Raw genomic sequence first — 20,464 nt, 5'->3', positions numbered from 1 at the left:
GATTATGCATGCAACTGTAACACTTCACATGATCCTAGAAAACCGTGAGAAGGGGCTGAAGCAACTCCTCGCTGCGATGGATCTAGGCAGCACCGGAACGATTCCGCTGCGACGTACCGATGAGCCTTGTGAATTTCACGAAGACCCAGAGATTCTCGATGTTCGTGAGATTGATCAATCCAAGAACGAGCTTGAAGTGCTTTTGTCCCTGCCGCCTTGTTCTGCTGGACTTGGTACGGGTCTCGCCATGCTCCTAGGGAGTGTGTGCTATTGCTCTGTCTTTTCAGCGCTGAAGCGATTTGCCGTGGTGGATCTGGCATTGCCCAAAGTTTGCCTCGATGAATACAAGGGGCCAAGGTATGGTGTATCAGGGATTAGGAAGCTTCTTGGTGTTTCCCAACGGCCGCTTCTGGGGCTCATCCTGAAACCGCGGTTGCGCATGAGTCTATCTGATATTCTCCCAACAGTGCAAAGAGCATTGGAGGGTGGTGTTGACTACGTGATTGACGACGAGTTGCTCGTGTCCCCAAGTTGTAGTCCATTTGGACAACGCGCACAGGCCATTGAAACCGTAGTTACTGCAGCCCAAGAGAAAACGGGGCGCAAGTTGGGCTACTTCATGAATGCAACCGCAGATGTGGAGACATCCTTGCGCTTGGTCGAGGATGGACAGCGCCATGGCGTTTGTGGTTTTACCCTCAACTGTATCGCGATGGGTTTTTCGGCTGTCAGGCATGTGATCGATACGTGTGATGGTCAGACAGCATTCGTTGTGAACAACATCGGCCGGGGTGTATTGACGCGCAAGAGCACGCACTACCTAGCGGAGCAGGTAATTGCCCTACTTTCGCGACTTGCAGGTGGAGATGCTGTCTACACAGGGCCGTTCACCCAGGATTTTCCGTATGAGCAAGCAATATTGAAGGAGGAAATCGAAAAGCTACAGGGCGATCAGTATGGTCTCAGACCATGCTTCGCTGTTTCTTCGGGAAGTATTTTCCTCGAAGAAATATTTCAGAACGTTGAGACATTTGGTGCGGACGTGATGATTCAAATGGGACGCGGGTTGCTTTCGGACCCAGAGCGGATACGTTCGAGCGTGACAGCATTGGTGCATATTCTTGGCGCTGTCTCCGAGGCATCGGCCCCAAAGGATATTCTGACCGATGTGAGGAGAATCGTCGGCGTTCCCAGATCCTGTGAAGAGAGGAAGGACGAAACAGTGGCTAACGGGATACCGGTAGAGAAACAGAGGCTGGAAGATATTCGGGATAATCTACGCAAGGACTTCGTCCTTCTCAAACGCACTGAAGATACCCTGAGAGTCGAGGACCGACCCAAAAGCATCCAGCGGCTTGAGGAAGATATCCTAGAGATACGGGGCAGAGTCGTCGCGTCTGTCATGGAATACGAACAACTTCAGATGGCAGGGAAGATCGCTGCTACAGAGGCGGTATCAGAGGCGAGAACGGCCCGGGATGTTGTTGTCGAGTCATTCGTCTCAGCGATGGACCATGAGCCTGAAACAGAGGAGATGAAAGCGCTGCTTGAAGAATCCAGAGAGGTGTTAGCGACGCTCTGTGACACCATAAAATCTTCAGCCATTTTGCCTAAGGTCGCAGAACGGGTCTCCGTTACTTCCACTGTGCTGAAGTCTGATATTTCTGTTACGGACAAGCTAAAGGTAACTATACCGATCATTCCTCTTCTTCTTCAGTATGAAGGAGAACTCTCGCTTGGCAGCAAAGTTTCAATCGCCAGTCTTTGGCGGAAAGTTGTTGAATTCGTTAACCTGCGAATCAGAAAATTTGAATCCTGATGTCGCGCGTTTTTGTGATCGTTGTAGATGGTTTTGGAGTTGCTCCTGACGGCGGTGAGACCAGCACCCTAGGGACTCTGTGCGAACAGTACGGCCGCAAAATCTCCGTTCTTCCAGTCCTTTTTAATATGGGATTGGATGCTGCGGTCACGGGTCGTGGACATGTGATGAGACAAGCGTCAGTCGCGGTGGGATCGGAGGAAGGACATCGCGAGATGTTCGGATGGATAACTAAACAACCTCACCCTATACCCTCGGAACCGCTACCGCGTGATGTTCTGATGAAGCTTGGCAATAATTGTGGAGTTAAGTTGATTGGCAACAAACAGGGAAGGGGCAGGGATGTTCTCCCGGAGTTGTGGCTCGAACATTTGCAAACTGGGGCAATAATGCTCTATAGGGGGCTCGACAGCACTGTGGTCGTGAGTGCAGATGAAATTGTCGTGCCCCGTGAGTGTCTATATAAAGTCGCACAGGCACTCCGCTGCATGTTGGATGCATCAGCGGAGTTATGCGTGAAGAAGGTGCTTGCAAGACCGTTGCGTGGCGGAGAACCGGTTGAAGAACTACGGCGTGACTTCTTTCAGATGATCGATGGAGAGTCTCTGCTGCAGAAATTCGTGCCGCTTGGATGGAGACGGATAGTCAACGGCAAGGTGCAGGAAATCCTATCCTTGCCAGCGAATATGGCAGTACGAACTGAGCGAGACGAGCAGTGCTTTGAGCTGTTGAATGCAGAGGTTACAGCGGCGGAGGACGAGGCATTTATCATGGTCAATCTGGAGGATTTTGACCGTTATGCCCACATGGGAGATGCATCGGCGTGCTGGCGAACCCTTGAGCGGTTTGACGCTTTTCTACAGTCATTCTTGGATTTTCTTCGTTCTGGCGATTGGGTGTTCGTAGTGGCTGACCATGGTGTGAAGATTGGCGGAGGAGATTTGGGGTCTGCACATCTACGCGAACGAGTACCTCTTCTTTGTGCGTCTTTCACCGGTCCAATGCTCCGGATACCGAGCTATGACACATACGCTGTTGTCGGTCAGGCGGTTGGTGAGATTGCAGGTTGCGGTCGCCCCACATCTCTATGTCGGACAAGCGATTGAACTGTGTGTTCGGCTTGCTTCCGTTGCTTCGGCGCGACGGGGACAAGTGCCGGTTTTGCGCGTGGGCGCACGACGAATGGAACCCGTTCGATCCGCGACACTTGGAGTTGCATCACATCGAGCATCACGTGAAGGGCAGCGTAAATATTGAAGGGAACCTGAAGACATTGTGCATCGTTTGTCATAACAAAGTGCATCAACGGGACAAAAGGGCAGGGAAGTCTTGATGGTGGACCGAGTAAATGCTGAGACTCGGCACAAGATCATGGCTGCGAATCGGGGAAAAACACAGGCCCGGAAATGGAGGTGCGTAGGACGCTGTTTGGAGAAGGCTTTAGGTATCGGTTACACGCCAGGAATCTACCGGGCCGACCTGACATTGTTCTAGCCGGGCATAAGACTGTTGTGTTCGTCCACGGATGCTACTGGCATGGGCATGAATGTGGTCGAAGGCCGAAGGCAAAGAGCAATCAGCAGTTTTGGAATAAGAAGATTAAACGCAACAGATTGCGAGATTTGTGCGTGCGAGGCAAACTGCTAGATATGGGCTGGCGTGTTCTCGTGATTTGGGAATGCGCCGTTCGGAGGCGCACCCCAGCGTTTGGTGAAGGCCGAGATGTGAAGAGAATAGCCACTTGGATTCGCAGAGGGGGAAGGCTAGCGATTCTTTCAGAAGATGGATTTGAGGAGTGCCTGTGATTGATACAGTTAAGAATAGAGACGGATCTGAGCTTCACGGGTAACAGAAAAACGGCGAAGGGAACAGAAGGTATGCCGACGGTCATTGACTTGTTCTGCGGTGTGGGAGGGTTGACTCTCGGTGCAGCGCGCGCAGGCTTCCAGATTGCCGCAGCCGTGGATAACAATGCCCAAGCCAAATCCGCTTTCAAGAAGAACTTCCCTAAATACGAATACGTTGATGCAAACATTGCTGAACTCACAGGCGCAGAACTTATTGAGAAGGCCCAAATCGACATCAACGGAATTGATGGGGTTATCGGTGGACCGCCATGCCAGGGTTTTAGTCGAATCGGTCGCCGCAAACCAAATGACGCGCGCAACAACCTGTTCGACCACTTCTTTCGGTTGGTGGCGGAGCTTCAACCCACGTTTTACATTGCTGAGAACGTGCTAGGCATACGGGACTCTCAATTCGACGAAGTTCGCGCGAATGCGTTGGCCAGAGTGGCTAACTACATAAACCTCGGTCCTATTATTCTCAAAGCATCGGATTTCGGCGCGGCAACAAGTCGAGAACGAGTGTTCTTTATTGGTATTGTTGTGGGGCGTGCGAACGGGTTGACGAAGGATTGTTTTGCGCCCCCTGCCAACGTCGCGAAAGTCAACGTTGGGACGGCACTTCTAGGTCTTCGCCAGAAGATCAGTCCTGAGTGGCAGCAAGAAGCCCAGAGTTGGCGCACAGTAACGCCTCACAACAGCGGCCCGTTTTGGGAAAGGATTCGCGACAAGATACCAGAGGGTGTTGGCGATCTGGAGGCGATTAGGCGCTTGCAAGACGAGAACCGCGTTTCAGGCTGTCTTGGTACACGGCATACGAAAACCGTTCTGGAGAGATTCGCCAAGCTGGCGGAGGGAGCCATTGACGGGCCTTCGCGAGCTGTGCGTTTGGCACGGAAGGGGTTCTGTCCGACTCTAAGATCGGGCTCAGACCCGGAGCATGGAAGCTACCAAGCCCTTCGGCCAATTCACCCCACAGAGCCGCGCGTCATTACTCCCCGGGAAGCGGCCCGGTTGCAGGGCTTCCCCGACTGGTTCCAGTTCGACTCGACGAAGTGGCACAGCTTTAGACAGATCGGGAATAGCATCAGCCCGATTCTGGCAGAAAGCGTACTTAGTCGCATGAAGGAGTTTATTGAATAAGGAGGTTACTCAGATGCATCTTAGGAAGATCCCACACATTCCGGCCAATCCGGTCAAGTCGTTTTTCGTACATATGCTAACAAGGGACATCGAGCTTCAGGATGCGATCCTGGATCTGCTGGATAACTGTGTAGATGGTATTCAGCGGGCTGAAACGAAACGGCAACTTTCTAGGCGTCTCCCATACGAGGGATATTGGGCAAGTATTGAGTTTGACGGGACGCGCTTCAGGATTGAAGACAACTGTGGGGGGATACCGGTGAGATACCATGACTACGCCTTTCGCATGGGACGGATTAAAGCGGACATAGACAAGGGGAAAAAAACCATCGGTACGTATGGAATTGGGATGAAGCGCGCCATCTTCAAGATGGGAGCGGACTGCACAATCAGAACACATGCGAAGGACGGTTCTTACCGTTTGCGGCTATCACCGCAGTGGATATCAAAAGAGGATGACTGGTTGATTCCCGTAGTCGCGATCAAGCCAGCAGAAACTCTTGGTACCACACTTGAAATCAGAAGTATTTACTCATCCGTGCGTACGGAATTCGAATCCGGAGCCTTTGAGAGAGCGTTTCGTGAGGCCGTAGCGACGCACTATGCGTACATCATTGGCAAGGGGTTTGAAGTCCGTATCAACGGAAAGGCGGTAACTCCTAGGAGCATAAGCCTGCTATTCGCGGAGGAAGCGGTGAGATCGAAGCACCCGATAATGCCCTTTATCTACGAAGGGAAACACGATGGGGTTGATGTGTTCCTTGTTGTGGGTTTCACGAGCCCGATCCCCAGCCGAGAGGAGGCAGACGAAGGCCTTGAGAACTACAAGGAGCGGTATTCTTCTGCAGAGGCCGGGTGGACTGTGATCTGCAACGACCGAACTGTAGTTTACTGTGACAAGACGCCTTTGACTGGGTGGGGAGTTTCGGGAGTGCCGCAATACCACATGCAATTCATTGCGATATCGGGGATTGTCATATTCAGTGCGGATGACGCGAATCTCTTGCCTATGACGACAACCAAAAGAGGGATCGAGGCCTCATCTCCTCTTTACCTGCAGGTGCGTGACAAGATGATTGAGGGAACAAAGATGTTCACTCAGTACACTAACCAATGGAAAGGTAAGGATCTCGTTGCCAAGTCTCGATGTGAGATGAGATCAACACACAAAGCGACGCTTGACGAGATTCGAACTCGAGCATTGAAATTGCACATGACTGCGACGCGCGGTGCCGTGAAAGGCAAACAGTACAAACCTGTGTTACCGCGACCGGACAAGAAGAAGACGACGGAGCGAATAGTCTTTACCCGTGCTGTCAGGGATGTGCGTCGTGTTTCACAGTACATCTTTGATAGCCCCGACAGAAATCCATCCAATGTTGGGGCGAGGTGCTTTGACGTGATCCTTGAGGAGGCGAGGGAATGACCTGGCTCAGAAAACCAAAACATCCAGCATATCATTTGCGATCCAACAAGGCTATTGATCGCTTGGTCTTGGTCGAGTTGCTGCGTACGTTTGAACTCACACATAGCTTGAAAGAGCATTTGTATATCGGGTTTGGAGGTCCGTTTCTTGAAGACTTCAGGTTGCTGAGCAACGTGTTCCCGAACCTTGACATGGTGTCGGTTGAGAGTGATGGTGAGACGTACAGGCGACAGAAATTCCACCAGTGTTCAAAAAAAGTGAAACTTCTGTCCTGTCGGTTTGAGGAATTCCTGTCAACGCTGTTTCCCAGCGAAAAACCAACGATTGTGTGGGTGGATTACGTTGATGCTGGGCGACAAGAGTTGACAGAAGTGTCCGGTATCGCACGTCAGGCTCTTGAATGGAGTGTGCTGCGGGTAACGCTCATGGCGGAGACCCCGGTATATAGGGAGGTCAAGCTTCGGCGCCATCAGCAGATACTTCCGTCCTACAAGAAGAAAGATTTCAATGAGTTTCGAGATGATTACCTGAAGGCCATGACAGTCGCAGAAGTATCCTATGACCATGACCTGTTCACATGGGAGAACTTCAAAGAGGAGAACTTCCCATGGTTGCTCAGTCATATGGTGCTATCGGTTCTGGAGAGCGCTTGCAGTAAGCCGAAGACTTTTCTTCCGCTACAGGTGGCAAAGTACTCGGATGGTACAATTATGTTAAGCATAACAGGGGTGTTCTGTCCGGAGAATAACCGAGATGCGTTGCTTGGTCACTTTAAGGCTACGAGCCCCCTCTATGTGACTGCTTCGGGCTTGATCGATGAGATCGATGTTCCGGTGCTGAGCACGAAGGAGCGTCTGAAGCTCGAAGAAATTCTGCCGACCGAAACGGGAGACGGGACAGTATGTGTTACCGCTCTAGGGTATCTAACTGAGGGTGATGACTCGGAGGAAGTTAGTATCGCCAAGATGAGCAACTACGAGCGGTACTCTCGTCTCTACCCTTACTTCGCGAGGATGGTGCCGTAGACTCAGCGAGTGAGTACTTATGGTCTGGAAAGCGGTGATGATATGCCAGCACGGTAAAGGACACTGGTTATTGCGCGCCCGTGCTGAGCGGCTCGATACTCGCACGCGGTCGTGAAGTAAACCACACTTCACGAATCGTATGTTCCGGTAGGCGCATTTTCGTTGTCAAAGTAAGTTTGAGATCGAGGGACAAAGCTCCACGACCGGTTCCCTCCCCCGGGGAGCCGGTTTTTTTCCGCCGGGCCCCCTCGCGGCCGCCGCTTCAGGGAATTTTCTCTTCCCGGCGCCGTCGTTCCACGATCTCCTCCGCCAGGGAGAAGGGCACGGCGGCGTAGTGTTCGAAATGCATGGAAAAATCGCCGCGGCCGCTGGTGATGGTGCGCAGTTCCGAGGAATAGCCGAACATGTTGGCCAGGGGCACCTGGCCCGCGAGGACGCAGTGCGTGGCCTTGTGGATCAGGCTCGTTACCTTTCCCCGCTTGGAACAGATGCTCCCGGTCAGGGGGCCGATATATTCTTCGGGGGTGACGATCTCCACGCTCATCATCGGTTCCAGAAGCTGCAGGCCCGCCTTGCGGCAGGCTTCCTTGAAGCCGACTGCGGCGCAGGTGCGGAAGGCCATGTCCGAGGAGTCGACTTCGTGGGCCGATCCGTCCAGGACGGTATAAACGATGTCGACCATGGGAAATCCGGCGTAGGGTCCCTGGGCCATGGCGTCGACCACCCCGCGTTCGATCGAAGGAATGTATTCCCGGGGTATGTTCCCCCCCCGGATTTCGTTGAAGAACTGGAAGCCTTCGCCGGGTTGGCCCGGCTCGATCCGGAAGATGATGTCGGCGAACTGGCCGTGGCCTCCGGTCTGCTTGACGTGGCGGTAACGGTGCTCGATATCCCCCAGGATCGTCTCCCGGTAGGCGACCTGGGGTTGCCCGACTTCGACCGCGACGTTGAATTCGCGCTTGAGCCGATCGACGATGACCTCGAGGTGCAGTTCGCCCATGCCCGAGATGATCACTTCGCCCGTCTCCTCTTCGGTGCGGACGGTGAAGGTGGGGTCTTCGTCGGCCAGGCGGCTCAGGGCCGCCGCCAGGCGATCCCGGTCCGCCCGGCTGGCGGGGGCCACGGCCACCCCGATCACCGGGGCGGGGAAATCGATATTTTCCAGGATGATGGGGTGCGCCTCGTCGCAGACGGTGTCTCCGGTCCTGGTCTCGGCCAGGCCGACCACCGCCCCCACCTCGCCGGCTCTCAAATTGTCGACCGCCTGCTGCTTGTTGGCGTGCATGAGGAATATCCGCCCCACCCGCTGCCTGGTTTCCAGGTTGGAGTTGAAGACGAACGACCCGTTGGCGAGCACCCCCGAGTAGACCCTCAGGTAGGTCAGTTTCCCCAGGTGCCGGTCGGCCATGATCTTGAAGGCCAGGGCGGCCAGCGGGGCGTCCTCGGAAGGGTGGCGGATGATCTCCTTGTTCTCCTCCTTGCGGGTGCCGATGGCCGGGGGCAGGTCGAGGGGGGAGGGGAGAAGATCGACGATGGCGTCGAGCAGCCGGCGGACGCCCTTATTCTTGAACGCGGCGCCGCAGAGGACCGGGATGACCTCCCCGCGGATGACGGCCCCGCGCAGGGCCGCCGTCAGTTCGTCCCGGGAGGGTTCCTGTCCCCCCACGTATTTCTCCATGAGGGCGTCGTCCTGTTCGCTGACCCGTTCGACTAAAAACTCCCGGGCGGCTTCCGCTCTTTCCCTGAGCTCGGCCGGAACGGCTTCTTCCCGGATCCGCGCCCCGACGGGCGCCTCGTCGTAGAAAATCGCCTTCATCTCGATCAGATCGACGACGCCTTCGAATTCCGCGCCCGCCCCGATCGGGATCACGATCGGAACCGGGTTGGCCCCCAGGGTCACCTCGATTTCCTTCACCACGCCGTCGAAATCGGCCCCGATCCGGTCCATCTTGTTGATGAAGGCGATACGCGGGACCATGTATTTCTCGGCCTGGCGCCATACCGTCTCCGACTGGGGCTGGACGCCGCCCACCGCGCAGAAGAGAGCGACGGTCCCGTCCAGGACCCGGAGCGAACGCTCGACTTCCGCGGTGAAGTCGACGTGGCCCGGGGTATCGATGATGTTGATTCTATGGCCTTTCCAGAAGGCGGTGGTGGCCGCCGAGGTGATGGTGATCCCGCGTTCCTGTTCCTGAACCATCCAGTCCATGGTCGCTTCGCCGTCGTGTACCTCTCCGATCTTATGGCTGCGGCCGGTGAAGAAAAGGATGCGTTCCGTCACCGTGGTTTTCCCGGCGTCGATGTGGGCCATGACCCCGATGTTTCGGACTTTTTCGATTGGTATTTCTCTGGTCATCGCATTGCTCCGCGTGTTGGCCCCGTCCGGCTCGTCGAAACGGGGACAGGGGCGCAACAGGATAGACGGATCGGCCCGAAATGCAAGGAAATTTCGGGTTTCCGCCGGCGCGCCGCCCGGAGACGAACCTCCCCGGGCGGCGCCGCGGGCTTACCGGGTAACCGGATCGTCTCCGGAAAGGCCGTAGAAGACCTTGGTCATGCTTCGCAAGGCCCAAAGCCCGGTCGGGGGCCGGAAGATGCCGAGGGTGTCGTGTTCGCCCCCGACGTATTTACCGGGAAGAGGACGGTCGCCGGTCACGCCGAAGTAGTATTTGGGACCGCCGCTGATCAGCCAGACTCCCCGGGAAGGTCGGAAGACCGCGAATTCGGTTCGGAAGGGGCCGCCCCCGCCCCCGTACCAGGTGTAAGTGCCGGGGACGGGGATGTCTCCGTCGACCCCGTAGAATTTTCTGGTTATCCCCCGGACCGCCCAGAGGCCGGTGGCGGGGCGCCAGACTGCAACGTCGGCGGCCAGGTCTCCGTCGTAATCTCCGGGCACGGGCAGGTCGCCGGCCGCGCCGAAGTGGAATCGGCTGACGCCCTTGACCGCCCAGAGAGCCGCTCCGGCGGTGAAGATTCCGGGATCGGTTCTGCCGTCTCCGTCGTAATCCGCCGGAACGGGTCGGGTATCGGGACCGATGTCTCCGAGGTTGAAATAAAGCCGAGTGACTCCCTTGGCCCACCATAGACCGCGGGAAGGGCGGAAGACGGCGACGTCGGTGACCCCGTCGCCGTCGTAATCTCCGGGAACCGGGATGTCGGTGCCGCCGCCGAAGTAGGTGGTGCCCAGGCCGCGCACTTTCCATGCCCCGGTGGCGGGGCGGAAAACGGCGATGTCGCTCCGGCCGTTGCCGGAATAATCGCCGGCGCCCAGAACCAGGAAGGGAGGAGTGGCCGGTGCCGCGGAAGGTGTGGGCTGAGGCCCGGCGGGCGTCGGCGAGGAGTATGGGGTCGGGGAGGGGGTGGGGGGTGAGGGGAGGAAGGGGGTGGGAGAGAAGGAGGGCGCGGCCGTCGGCGTCGCGCTGGGGGAACAGGTGGGTGCGGTGCTGGCGGTCGGGGTCGGGGTCGGTGGGGCCGGTACCAGACGGGAGACGAAGAAATCGGCCCCTCCCGCCGCCGCGGCTTGGAAGGGGTTGACGGTCGGGAAGTCGGTGGATTCGGTCCAGCCCCCCAGATAGATGATGCCGTCTTCGGCGGCGGCACCCATGGCGCTGTCGTCCCCGCTTCCCCCCAGGTATGACGAAAAGACCAAGGCCGTGGCGGGGGAGAGAGCCAGGCGGGCGGCGAAGGCGTCGAAGCCACCGGCCGTTCCCGGCTGGAACGGATGGGCAGTGGGAAAATCCTGGGAATCGGTGTCTCCGGTCAGAATGATGTCTCCGTCTTCGACGGCCAGCCCCGTGGCGTCGTCGTCGCCGGAGCCGCCCAGATAGGAGGAGAATATCAGGGCGGCCGAGGGGTTGAGCGCGATGGCTCCGGCGAAGCCGTCGGCATTGCCGCCCAGGAAGGCCTGAAATGGGTTGACGGTGGGAAAATCGGTCGAATCCGTCGATCCGCTCAGGTAGAGGGTTTCGTTATCGGCGGCGATCCTGAAGACGTAATCGTCTTCGCTCCCGCCCAGGTACGACGAAAAAACCAGGCTGCCCGAGGGGTTTAAGTCGATAGCGGAAACGAATCCGTCCCAGCCTCCCGCCAGGGCGCCCTGCAGCGGGTCGCTGGTGGGAAAATCGAGGGAATCGGTGTAGCCGCCTACTCCAAGCACGCCTCCATCCACCGCGATACCCTCGGCGTTGTCGTCTCCCGTCCCTCCCAGGTAGGAGGAATAGGCCAGACTGCTGGAAGGGTTGAATTGGAACCGGGCGACGAAGGCGTCGGTTCCCCCGGCCAGAGCGGGCTGCCATGCTCCGACGACGGGGAAGTCGGTGGAGGTGGTGAATCCGGCGATGTAGATGTCGCCGCCGGAGGCGGCGACACCGAACGCTTGCTCTTCGTCGGACCCTCCCAGGTAGGAAGAAAAGATCAGGTCGCCCCCGGAGTCGAAACGAGCCACGAAAGCGTCCAGAAAACCCTCCAGGTTCGCTTGGCAGGGGTCGACGGTGGGGAAATCGAACGACATCGTATAGCCGACCAAGCAGACCGCCCCTTCATCGACGGCGACCCCGATACCGGCGTCGATGGTCGAGCCTCCCAGGTAGGAGGAAAAGACCAGGTTCCCGTCCGAATCGAAACGGGAGATGACGGCGTTGATGAACCCGGGCAGTCCCGCCTGGTAGGGTGCGACGGTGGGGAAATCGGCGGACGCGCTCATTCCGCAGACATAGACGGAACCGTCTTCGACGGCTATATCGCCGCCGGTATCGTTGAGGCCGCCGCCCAGGTAGGTGGAGTAGTCGGGAACGTAGCCGGCCGCCCCGGATTCCCCGGGCGCGAGAATCAGGACCGTTGCCGCCGCTGCTGCCCACCAAGACTTTTGCATGAAAGAGCCTCCGTTAAGGATTGAATGGACTGATTTAAATATTACCATTTTCCCTCCATAATGTCAAAAAGCAGAAAACCCGTGCCCCGTCCCGGCAAATTTTTCCCGCGCCGCCGAGTCTCCCCGGATATACTATGATCGAACGGAGAAGAACGGGCCCGGGAGCACGATCGTCCCGGCGGACGGACTCAGGAGGTTAGAATGGCGGAATACGCGAAGAGCGAGTTCGAGAAGAAGCTCGACGTCGAACTGTTGGAGAAATCGGAAGGGAAGGCCCGCCGCGCTCTGGAGCGCCTGCTCTCGCTGAAGGCGCTGGAGCGGCTGATGGGGTTTTGCAACGTGGTTTCGGTCGAGCGCTACGGGTTCAACGACCACGGCCGGGTTCACGCCAAGATCGCCACCCTCAACGCCCTCAAGATCGTGGGCATTCTGGCCGAGTCCGGGGTCGACCCCACCGTGGTCAGGGAGGGTTCGGGCGATGTGGAGGACGCCCAGGTGGTGCTGACGGTTTCGGCGTTTCTTCACGATCTGGGCATGTCGATCGGGCGCCAGGACCACGAGATCAATTCCACCCGCGTCGGGGATCCGTTCATCTTCGAAGTGCTTCGGGATATTTATCCGGACGAGGGAAAGGTCTACATCCTGCGTTCCTATATCTTCGAATGCATCATGGGTCACATGGCCCACATGAAGGTCAACTCGATCGAATCCGGGATCATGCTGGTATCCGACGGCTGCGACATGGAGTACGGCCGCGCCCGGGCGGCGGTGAAGCGCAAGCACGATCCCACCGTGGGGGATATCCACGCGTATTCGGCCCTGAGCGTGACCAGCGTCGAGCTCAAGCGGGGAGAGACCAAACCCCTGGAAATCGCCATCGACATGCGCGACGCCACCGGGATCTTCCAGGTGGAGGAGGTTCTGATGGGGAAGATCGCCATGAGTTCGATCAAGCCCTATATCGAACTGAGCGTGCGGATCGGGGAGAACCCCCGGCTCTATTACCTGAAGTAGGTCTCCTGCGTTTCCGTCCGATCTGTGGTATGGTTATAACAGGCCGGGCCGGCAGGATGGTCCGGTTTTCGGGTATCGGCAACGCCGGGGAACGAACCAGTGCCGTCAAAGCCGATTTATTTCGTTTCGGACGCCCACCTGGGCATCGGCATCGAGGGGGGCGAGGGCCGGGGCGCCGCCCTCGAGTCCTTTCTGAGAAAGTGGGGCGGGGGAGCCTCCCGGATCTTCATCGTCGGCGACCTCTTCGATTTCTGGATCGAATACCGTTACGCCGTCCGGCCCGACTATTTCCGTCCTCTCCACGCCCTCCGCTCTCTGGTCGAGGCCGGGGTTGAGGTCCACTACTGTCAGGGCAACCACGATTTCGCCCTGGGGCCGTTCGTCAGCGAGACCGTGGGCGTCACCGTCCACGACCGGGAGTTCCGGGGAAAGCTCCAGGGGAGGAACGTGAGGGTCAGGCACGGCGACGGGATCCGGCCCGGGGACCGGGGCAGCCGTTTTCTCCATCGGCTCCTGCGCAACCCGGCGCTCCAGCGGCTGTACCGGCTCCTCCCCCCGGCGGCCGGAGTGCCGTTGGGGGAGTTTATCTCCGCCCGCAGCCGCCGGTTCGAGCTTACCCGGGCCACCGAAGAGGTTTTGGGCGCTTACCGGGTCCGCGCCCGGGAGTATCTGCGGGAGGGTGACGACCTGGTTATTCTCGGGCACACCCACTGTCCGGAGCTGTCCTCGTTCCCGGAGGGGACGTACGGCAACACCGGCTGTTGGGTCAAACGCTACACGCTGATCCGGCTTCTGGACGGCCGGCCCGAACTCCTGGAATTTTTCCCCGGCGAGGACCGGTTGGAAACCTACCGGGAGAACGCCGATGAATAGATTGCTTTTCGCCGTCGCCCTCGCCGGCTGCTGGGCCGCTTCCGCCCGGGCCGGGACCGGGGTTTTTCGCTGGGGCCGCGACGACGGGATCGATCGGGGCTGGCTGATTTCGGTCGGGGGCGGAATGGTCTCCGAACTGGAGGGAGAGGTGACCGAGACCGTCCGCCCGTACTACGAGCTGATCGGAAGGGAGAGCGAGGGTTCCACGTATTCCCTGGACGACCTCGGCCTCAACGACCGGGTTCCCATCTTCGGCATCGCGGTGGAGAAGGAATGGAAATACTTCACCCTCAGTTTCGAGGCTTCCTACTTCAGAACCGACGCCGATGCCGTGGCCAACCGCGATTACTACATCGGGATCGACGACGACATCGAATACCGGGGGAAGAGCTACGACCACATGATGATTCCGGAAGGGGACGAGTTCACGGCCTCGCTCGATTCCGGTTTGGTCGAGATCGATCTTGCTTTCACCCCCTTCACCTTCGAACCCGCGGAATCGGTGGCGCTCGTTCCCTGGATCTACCTGGGGCTGATCGGCATTTTCGGCAAGTACGATCTCGACGACGGCCCCCCCCGGGGGACCACCGTCTACGAGGAGCCCCCGGTGGAGTACGTGATCGGCGGCCAGACCGACGGCTGGGGCGGGATCGGTCTTCCGGTGCTCGGGGCCGGCGGCGACCTTACCCTCGGCCCCGCCGACGGCGTGCGCCTGGTCCTCTCCGGTCGCTACGGTTTTTTCTCCTACAACGGCTCCACCGAGCATTTCCCCGTCAAGACCCGCCACGAAAAGGACCTCGACATCGACTTCGACACCTACCGCCTCAGCGCCCGGATCGAGTTCCCGGTTTCGGAGGCGGTCGATCTGTTCTTCGGAGGGGCGTACCTGCACTTCCGTACGGACGGCGAGGTCAACGCCCTGGACCGCGACCCGGACGAAATCGAGGAGCTGCGGGAAAAGTTCGACAAGGCGTTCGACTTCCGGATGAACACCGTGACCGGCTTCGCCGGGGTCCGTTTCTAGAGGCGCCCGTGCCCGTCGCCGACAACGGAGGACGAGAAATCGGCACGGCGCGGGAATACATCCGGCAATCCCGGCGGCTCGCCCCCGTCTCCGCCGCCGGAGCCACCGCGGACTTCGCGGATTTCTACGACCGCCGCGCCGAGGCACTGGGCGCCCTCCTGGAGCGACGGCACGCCGCCGACCCGGCGCTGGCCCCCGGCGTTCTCCGGGCCGGGCTGATGCCTCCGCTGTCCTCCGTCGTCGCCGAGCGGGTGAAGCGGTTCTGCCGCATCCCCTACCGCACGGCCGAGGGGACGATTCCCTCCTGCCCCGGTATCCTGAGGGGGTGGAAGGGGTGCCCGCCCTACGCGCCCGCGGTCGAAACGACGCGGGAGCTTCTCTCCCGCGCCCGCGGTTTCCTCGTCGTCCAGTTGGAAGCGGACGAGGACGAACTCTCCCAGAACCGGGTCCATCCCTTCATCGCCCGGACGGCGCAAGCCCTGCGCGGGGAAGGTTTCGCCGTCCTCGCCGCCTACGCCAGCGGGCCGTGCCGGGTCTGTCCGCGGGGGTGCGCCGAGGGAGAGGAGTGCCGTCGGCCCCTCCGGCGGCTGTTCGCCCTCGAGGCCTGCGGTTTCTGGGTCGACGCGCTCTGTTCGGCCGCCGGCGCGTTCCCCGTCTGCGGCGGCGGCCCCCGCCCGATCCGCTGGATCCGGGACTGGAACCTGCCCTCTCAGGACACGAAGTCGGTCCGCTACACCGGCGGGTTCCTGCTCGGCTGAAAATAAACGTCCCCCGGCGCGCGAATCCGCGGGCGGACGTGCCCCCGGTTTTTATCCGTTTCCGCCGAAATGCCCCGCCGTATTCGCCCGGCCTGCCGGGGAGGGAGGGTTTTGTTTTGAAAAAGCACCTTCCTTGGCCTATTCTTCTGCGGTCATGGCGGAGAAAGTGTACAGCGCGCTCACCATCGCCGGTTCCGATTCCGGCGGCGGGGCCGGGATCCAGGCCGATCTCAAGACCTTCGAGGCGTTCGGAGTTTTCGGGACCACCGCCGTCACCGCGGTCACCGCTCAGAACACGAGAGGGGTCGAGGCGGTGGTCTGCCTGGAGCCGGATTTCGTCGGCGCTCAGATCGAGGCGGTGGCGCGGGACATGCACCCGTCGGCGGTCAAGACCGGGATGCTGGCCAACGCCGGCATCATCCGGGAGGTGGCCGCGCGGATCCGTTCCCTGAAGCTTCCCAACCTGGTGGTGGATCCGGTCATGGTCGCCACCTCCGGCGATCGGCTCCTGGAAAAGGAAGCCGTGCGGACGCTGATCTCGGAGCTGCTTCCCCTGGCCCGCGTCGTCACTCCCAATCTCGAGGAAGCCCGGATCCTGGCGGGGTTCCCGGTGGCCGACGCCGGGGAGATGTTGGCCGCCGCCCGGGCCATAGCCGGTTTCGGCGCCGCCGCCGTCGTAGTCAAGGCCGGCCACGGTTCGGGGCCGGCCGACGACCTCTTCTGGGACGGGAAGTCGGCCTGCTGGCTGCGCTCGCCGCGTCTGACCGAGGAGCCGCTCCACGGCACCGGATGCACTTTCTCCGCCGCCCTGGCCGCCGGCCTGGCCCGCGGCCTTGAGGCGCGCGCCGCCGCCGAGGAGGCCAAGGCGTATATGTGTAGAGCGATCGGGTTTCGCCGCCGCCCGGGCGCGGGCGCGGCCACGGTCGGATGGAAAGCCGCCGCGGCGGCGGAGGAACCGAGATGAATGCGATTCCGATCAGGATTTACGGGGACCCGGTCCTACGGGAAAAGGCCCGGGAGGTGGAACGGTTCGATTCCGATCTGCGCGCCCTGGTCGAACGGATGCGCGACACCCTCTACTACAGCCAGGCGGTCGGCCTGGCCGCCACCCAGGTGGGGGACTCCCGCCGGTTATTCGTGCTCGATGCCCAGGACGGCGCCGGCTTCCAGGTCTTCGTCAACCCCGAGATCCTGGGCGGCGAAGGCCGGGAAACGGCGGAGGAAGGGTGCATGAGCCTTCCCGGGATCTACGTGGAGATCGAGCGCGACCGCACCGTCCGGATCCGCTACCGGGGTCTGGAGGGGGAGAGCCGGGAGATCGAGGGCTCCGGTCTGTTCGGGCGGATCATCCAGCACGAGACCGACCACCTGGAGGGGGTGCTGATCAGCGACCGGGCCGGGTTCTTCTCCCGTAAACTGATCGCGGGCAAGCTCAGGAAACTGGAACAGGGGGTGATCCTGTGAGCGTCCGTCTCTCCGTGGTCGTGCCCGCCTATAACGAAGAGGCGCGCCTGGTCCCCACCCTGGAGCGCCTGCGCGGGTATTTTTCCGGCCGCGACTATTCCGTGGAGGTGATCGTGGTCAGCGACGGCAGTACCGACGCCACCGCCGCCGCGGCCCAGGCCTGGCGCCCCCCCGGATTTCCCCTGACCGTGGTCGACCGCAAGCTCAACCGGGGCAAGGGGTACACGGTCCGGGAAGGCGCCGCCGCGGCTTCCGGCGAATTCGTTCTTTTCTCCGACGCCGACCTTTCGACCCCGATCGAGGAAGTGGAGAAATTTTTCCCGTTCCTGGAGGAAGGGTACGACGTGGTGATCGGCTCCCGCAACCTTTCCGGTTCCGACCTGGTCGTCCGCCAGCCCTTCTACCGCCGGGTGATGGGCCGCGTCTTCAACGGGCTGGTCCGAGCCGTGGCCGTCGGCGGGATAGCCGACACCCAGTGCGGATTCAAATGCTTCACCCGCGCCGCCATGTCGTCCATCGCCCCCCGTTGCCGGATCGACGGGTTCAGCTTCGACGTGGAGATGCTGTACCTGGCGCGTCGCCTCGGCTACCGCATCCGCGAGGTCCCGGTGAAATGGCTCAACGCCGAGGGCTCGACCGTCAGCCCGGTCCGCGATTCCCTGCGGATGTTCCGCGACGTTCTCCGGGTCCGGATCAACGCCGCGGCCGGCCGTTATTCCTGATCCGTCTCCCGGCACCCGGTCCGGGTCAGCTCTCCTCAGCTTTCGAGTGCAGCAGGCGGTCGGCGGGAATGGGAGCCTCCGCGCCCCCGGGGGGAGTCCAGACCAGCTTCATCCAGGCCCCCCAGGCGCTGTCGAAGTACTTGACCCGGAACCGGTGGTACCCGGCGGTGAGCTCGATTTCGCCGGAGACGTACTGGTTGCCGTGGTTGCCCCCGTTGTCGACCACCAGCTTGTCGTCCACGAAGACCCAGGATCCGTCGTCGGACTCGGTGGCGAAATAGTAGGTGCCGTCCGAGGGGATCAGGATCAGGCCCTCCCAGACGATGCTCAGGGGGGCCTTCAGGCCCAGGCGCTCGACTTTTTCCTCGTCGTTGTTGAGCCGGAAATAGACGTCGCTTTCCACGGTCCTCCGGACCGGTTCGCCGACGGGACTGATCTTGTTGTAGTAGCTCGCCACCAGACCGGGGGCGAGGTCGGCGGGGACCTCATCGAGGGGCCGGTCCCCCTTGAGCTCTTCTTCCGGGGTTTTCCCCTTGTGCTGCCGCAGGTAGAGGATGAGATCGACTCCGGGCCGCAGGCTGTACATCTCCGACAGGTAGGTATCCTTGAGGGCTTTCTCCAGTTCGGCCTGGGTCCGGGCGCGGCCGATTACGATGGGGGCGTCGGGGTCGGGGATGACCCGGCCCCAGTAGGCGGTATGTTCGTAATTGTGGAGATACCAGTTCAGGGGCCAATACTCGTCGGTGATGATGTTGATCTGGGTGTTGAGCCCCTGCTGCCCGGCGGCGTAGGCGTTGAGGGATTCGAGCAGATCGTAAACGTCGCGGCGGGTCTGGGAGTAGACGATCATGTTCCGGTCGTCGTCGTATTCGACGAAGTTGACCTTCCACGATTTTCCCGCCAGCCAGGCCCCGTTGACGACGAAAAAGCCCGCGGCGATCCCGGTCAGGGCGCCCCGTTTCCCGGCGCAGCCCCGGTAGACGTTTTCGAAAAAGCCGCCGGCGAGGACGGCCAGGGGGAGGATGAAGTTCAGGGCCAGCCAGGGGGTCTTGTAAGGCACGGAGCTGTAGATCAGGAGCAGCAGGACCGCCCAGAGCGCGGTGAAGATCATGAAGACGTTCCGGCGGACGAAGGCGTAGACGGCGCCGCCCAGGCCGAAGGCCAGGATGGGCAGTTCGAAGCGCCAGAGAAGCTGGAGAAAATAGGGCCAGGGTTTTTCGTGGCCCGCTCCCTTGGTCCCGGTCTTGCGCCAGATCAGAAGCGAGTTGATCAGGTCGGAGGTGGTCCCCTTGAGGTTGGTGAAGAGCGAGGAGTAGTAGATCGCCACCAGGAAGAGGAAGAGGGCGACGGCCCCGGCGGCGGCGAAGGGATGTTTCCCGACCCAGATCCACAGGGAACGGAAGACCTCCCGGGGTTTGATCTCCCCGGGCCGGGGTCGCCGGGAGAAATAATACCAGCAGAAGGCCAGCGCCGCGACGAAGGCGGCGGCGGTCATGATGTAGGTTTCCTTGTTCGTGACCACTCCCGCCCAACAGGCCGCGGCCAGGAAGATGAAGACGGGCCGGCGGGTTTCCTGGAAGCGGACCGCCGCCGTCACCGTCCCCAGGGTGAAAAACGCCAGGAAGATTTCGTGGATATTGGTCCGGGAGAAAAAGAGGAACGAAGGCGAAGTCGCGATCAGAAAGGCGAAGGCCGCGGCCGCGGCGTAGCCGATCCGCTTGCGCAGCGGCCAGATCAGCCAGACCAGGAGCGAACCGAAGAGGGCGACGTTGAAGCGCATGGCGAAGGCGGTGTCGCTTAAGGCCACGGGGACGATGTCGGTCAGAAACAGGAAGGGACCGTGGTAGTTTTCGGGGTCGTACTTCCAGCCCGAGGGAAAATCCTTCTGCAGGTTGAGCAGGAAGAAGGCGTTGACGCCCTCGTCGTGGTGCAGCGGCTTGCGCTCCAGGTCGTAGAAGCGCAGGAAAGTCCCCAGCGCGAAGGCGGCCAGGAAGATGAAAAAGAATATCCGCCGCGCCCGCCGCGGGTAGGCGAAGGGCGGCGTCGCCTCCGGCGCCCCGGCGACGGCTCCCTGGTGTTTTTTCTTGCTCATGGCTTCCTTTCCGTCGGGTTAGCGGGATTTCATGCCGAATATTTTCAACCCGGCCCGGGCCTTGCGCCGGAATTCGCCCCAGGATCTGACCTCGGAGAGTTTGTTCAGGATGTAGGAGGGCCGGGTGTAGAATTTCCGGTAGGCGTACCGGAGCAGTTCCTGGAGCTCTTCGTCGCTGAAGTTTTCGTTCCAGAACGGAGGGGTGAAGCCGGGCCGGGGGTCGCGGGCGAACTCGCGCCAGTAGTCGCGGGGGAAAATCCCCTGGCTCAGGCCCCGCGCGTAGATTTCGGTGTTGGGGAAGGGACAGAGGATGGTGATGTGGACGAAGTCGGCCCTGAGGGAGAGGGCGAAGTCGATGGCGCGCATGATGTCGTCCCGGGTTTCGGAGGG

The 20,464-nt window shown here is 60.4% G+C and carries 18 protein-coding genes; 14 read left to right on the top strand and 4 right to left on the bottom strand.

From position 1 onward, the window contains the following. Positions 1-28: 28 nt before the first annotated feature. From PLZ73_07235 to PLZ73_07205, 7 genes are all read left to right on the top strand, one after another. Positions 29-1,819, top strand: coding sequence for a RuBisCO large subunit C-terminal-like domain-containing protein (locus PLZ73_07235; protein HOO77666.1), 1,791 nt, complete (start codon positions 29-31; stop codon positions 1,817-1,819). Next, on the top strand, positions 1,819-2,925 hold the full coding sequence (locus tag PLZ73_07230) for a hypothetical protein (GenBank protein HOO77665.1): 1,107 nt from the start codon (positions 1,819-1,821) through the stop codon (positions 2,923-2,925). The genes PLZ73_07235 and PLZ73_07230 overlap by 1 nt, the downstream gene beginning before the upstream one ends. Then, the gene (locus PLZ73_07225; protein HOO77664.1) at positions 2,907-3,152 is read left to right on the top strand and encodes an HNH endonuclease; all 246 of its coding nucleotides are present in this window, start codon (positions 2,907-2,909) and stop codon (positions 3,150-3,152) included. Before PLZ73_07230 ends, PLZ73_07225 begins: the two co-directional genes overlap by 19 nt. Before the next feature lie 73 nt (positions 3,153-3,225). Further along, a complete protein-coding gene (locus PLZ73_07220) occupies positions 3,226-3,624 on the top strand; it encodes a very short patch repair endonuclease (GenBank protein ID HOO77663.1) in 399 nt (132 codons plus the stop codon). Further along, positions 3,625-4,806 carry a DNA cytosine methyltransferase gene (locus tag PLZ73_07215; GenBank protein HOO77662.1) on the top strand — a complete coding sequence of 394 codons (1,182 nt, stop codon included), beginning with the start codon at positions 3,625-3,627 and terminating at the stop codon, positions 4,804-4,806. Positions 4,807-4,819: 13 nt separating this feature from the next. Next, positions 4,820-6,232 (top strand): ATP-binding protein, encoded by a 1,413-nt coding sequence (locus PLZ73_07210; GenBank protein ID HOO77661.1) that lies wholly within the window; start codon positions 4,820-4,822, stop codon positions 6,230-6,232. Then, positions 6,229-7,257, top strand: a complete 1,029-nt coding sequence (locus tag PLZ73_07205) for a hypothetical protein (protein ID HOO77660.1) — start codon at positions 6,229-6,231, stop codon at positions 7,255-7,257. Before PLZ73_07210 ends, PLZ73_07205 begins: the two co-directional genes overlap by 4 nt. 262 nt (positions 7,258-7,519) lie before the next feature. On the opposite strand, the gene fusA is transcribed toward PLZ73_07205, so the two are convergent. After that, positions 7,520-9,613, bottom strand: coding sequence for an elongation factor G (gene fusA, locus PLZ73_07200; GenBank protein ID HOO77659.1), 2,094 nt, complete (start codon positions 9,611-9,613; stop codon positions 7,520-7,522). 150 nt (positions 9,614-9,763) lie between these two features. Beyond that, positions 9,764-12,127, bottom strand: coding sequence for a VCBS repeat-containing protein (locus PLZ73_07195; GenBank protein ID HOO77658.1), 2,364 nt, complete (start codon positions 12,125-12,127; stop codon positions 9,764-9,766). Positions 12,128-12,328: 201 nt separating this feature from the next. Here PLZ73_07195 and PLZ73_07190 point away from each other — a divergent pair, with 201 nt between their 5' ends. The 7 genes from PLZ73_07190 (at position 12,329) to PLZ73_07160 (ending at position 17,982) form a co-directional block, all read left to right on the top strand. Continuing rightward, positions 12,329-13,141 carry a phosphohydrolase gene (locus tag PLZ73_07190; GenBank protein ID HOO77657.1) on the top strand — a complete coding sequence of 271 codons (813 nt, stop codon included), beginning with the start codon at positions 12,329-12,331 and terminating at the stop codon, positions 13,139-13,141. Positions 13,142-13,240: 99 nt separating this feature from the next. Beyond that, positions 13,241-14,014, top strand: coding sequence for a UDP-2,3-diacylglucosamine diphosphatase (locus tag PLZ73_07185; GenBank protein HOO77656.1), 774 nt, complete (start codon positions 13,241-13,243; stop codon positions 14,012-14,014). Continuing rightward, positions 14,007-15,038 (top strand): hypothetical protein, encoded by a 1,032-nt coding sequence (locus PLZ73_07180; GenBank protein ID HOO77655.1) that lies wholly within the window; start codon positions 14,007-14,009, stop codon positions 15,036-15,038. Before PLZ73_07185 ends, PLZ73_07180 begins: the two co-directional genes overlap by 8 nt. A gap of 8 nt (positions 15,039-15,046) precedes the next feature. Beyond that, entirely contained in the window at positions 15,047-15,796 is a 750-nt protein-coding gene (locus PLZ73_07175) for a DUF2284 domain-containing protein (protein ID HOO77654.1), read from the top strand. A 154-nt stretch (positions 15,797-15,950) separates the two neighbouring features. Then, positions 15,951-16,760 (top strand): bifunctional hydroxymethylpyrimidine kinase/phosphomethylpyrimidine kinase, encoded by an 810-nt coding sequence (gene thiD, locus PLZ73_07170; protein ID HOO77653.1) that lies wholly within the window; start codon positions 15,951-15,953, stop codon positions 16,758-16,760. Then, positions 16,757-17,260 (top strand): peptide deformylase, encoded by a 504-nt coding sequence (def, locus tag PLZ73_07165; GenBank protein ID HOO77652.1) that lies wholly within the window; start codon positions 16,757-16,759, stop codon positions 17,258-17,260. The genes thiD and def overlap by 4 nt, the downstream gene beginning before the upstream one ends. Next, positions 17,257-17,982: a glycosyltransferase family 2 protein gene (locus PLZ73_07160; protein HOO77651.1), complete on the top strand. Its 726-nt coding sequence runs from the start codon at positions 17,257-17,259 to the stop codon at positions 17,980-17,982. The genes def and PLZ73_07160 overlap by 4 nt, the downstream gene beginning before the upstream one ends. Positions 17,983-18,007: 25 nt before the next feature. On the opposite strand, the gene PLZ73_07155 is transcribed toward PLZ73_07160, so the two are convergent. Both PLZ73_07155 and PLZ73_07150 read right to left on the bottom strand, forming a co-directional pair. After that, the gene (locus PLZ73_07155; protein HOO77650.1) at positions 18,008-20,074 is read right to left on the bottom strand and encodes a TIGR03663 family protein; all 2,067 of its coding nucleotides are present in this window, start codon (positions 20,072-20,074) and stop codon (positions 18,008-18,010) included. Positions 20,075-20,092: 18 nt separating this feature from the next. Then, a partial coding sequence (locus PLZ73_07150; GenBank protein ID HOO77649.1) for a hypothetical protein occupies positions 20,093-20,464 on the bottom strand: 372 nt, incomplete at its 5' end.

The sequence above is a fragment of the bacterium genome (genome assembly GCA_035380285.1).
Classification (GTDB): domain Bacteria; phylum Auribacterota; class Erginobacteria; order Erginobacterales; family DAOSXE01; genus DAOSXE01.
The sequence above is the reverse complement of the archived record's forward strand: the minus strand, read 5'-3'. Positions and strand labels throughout refer to the sequence as shown.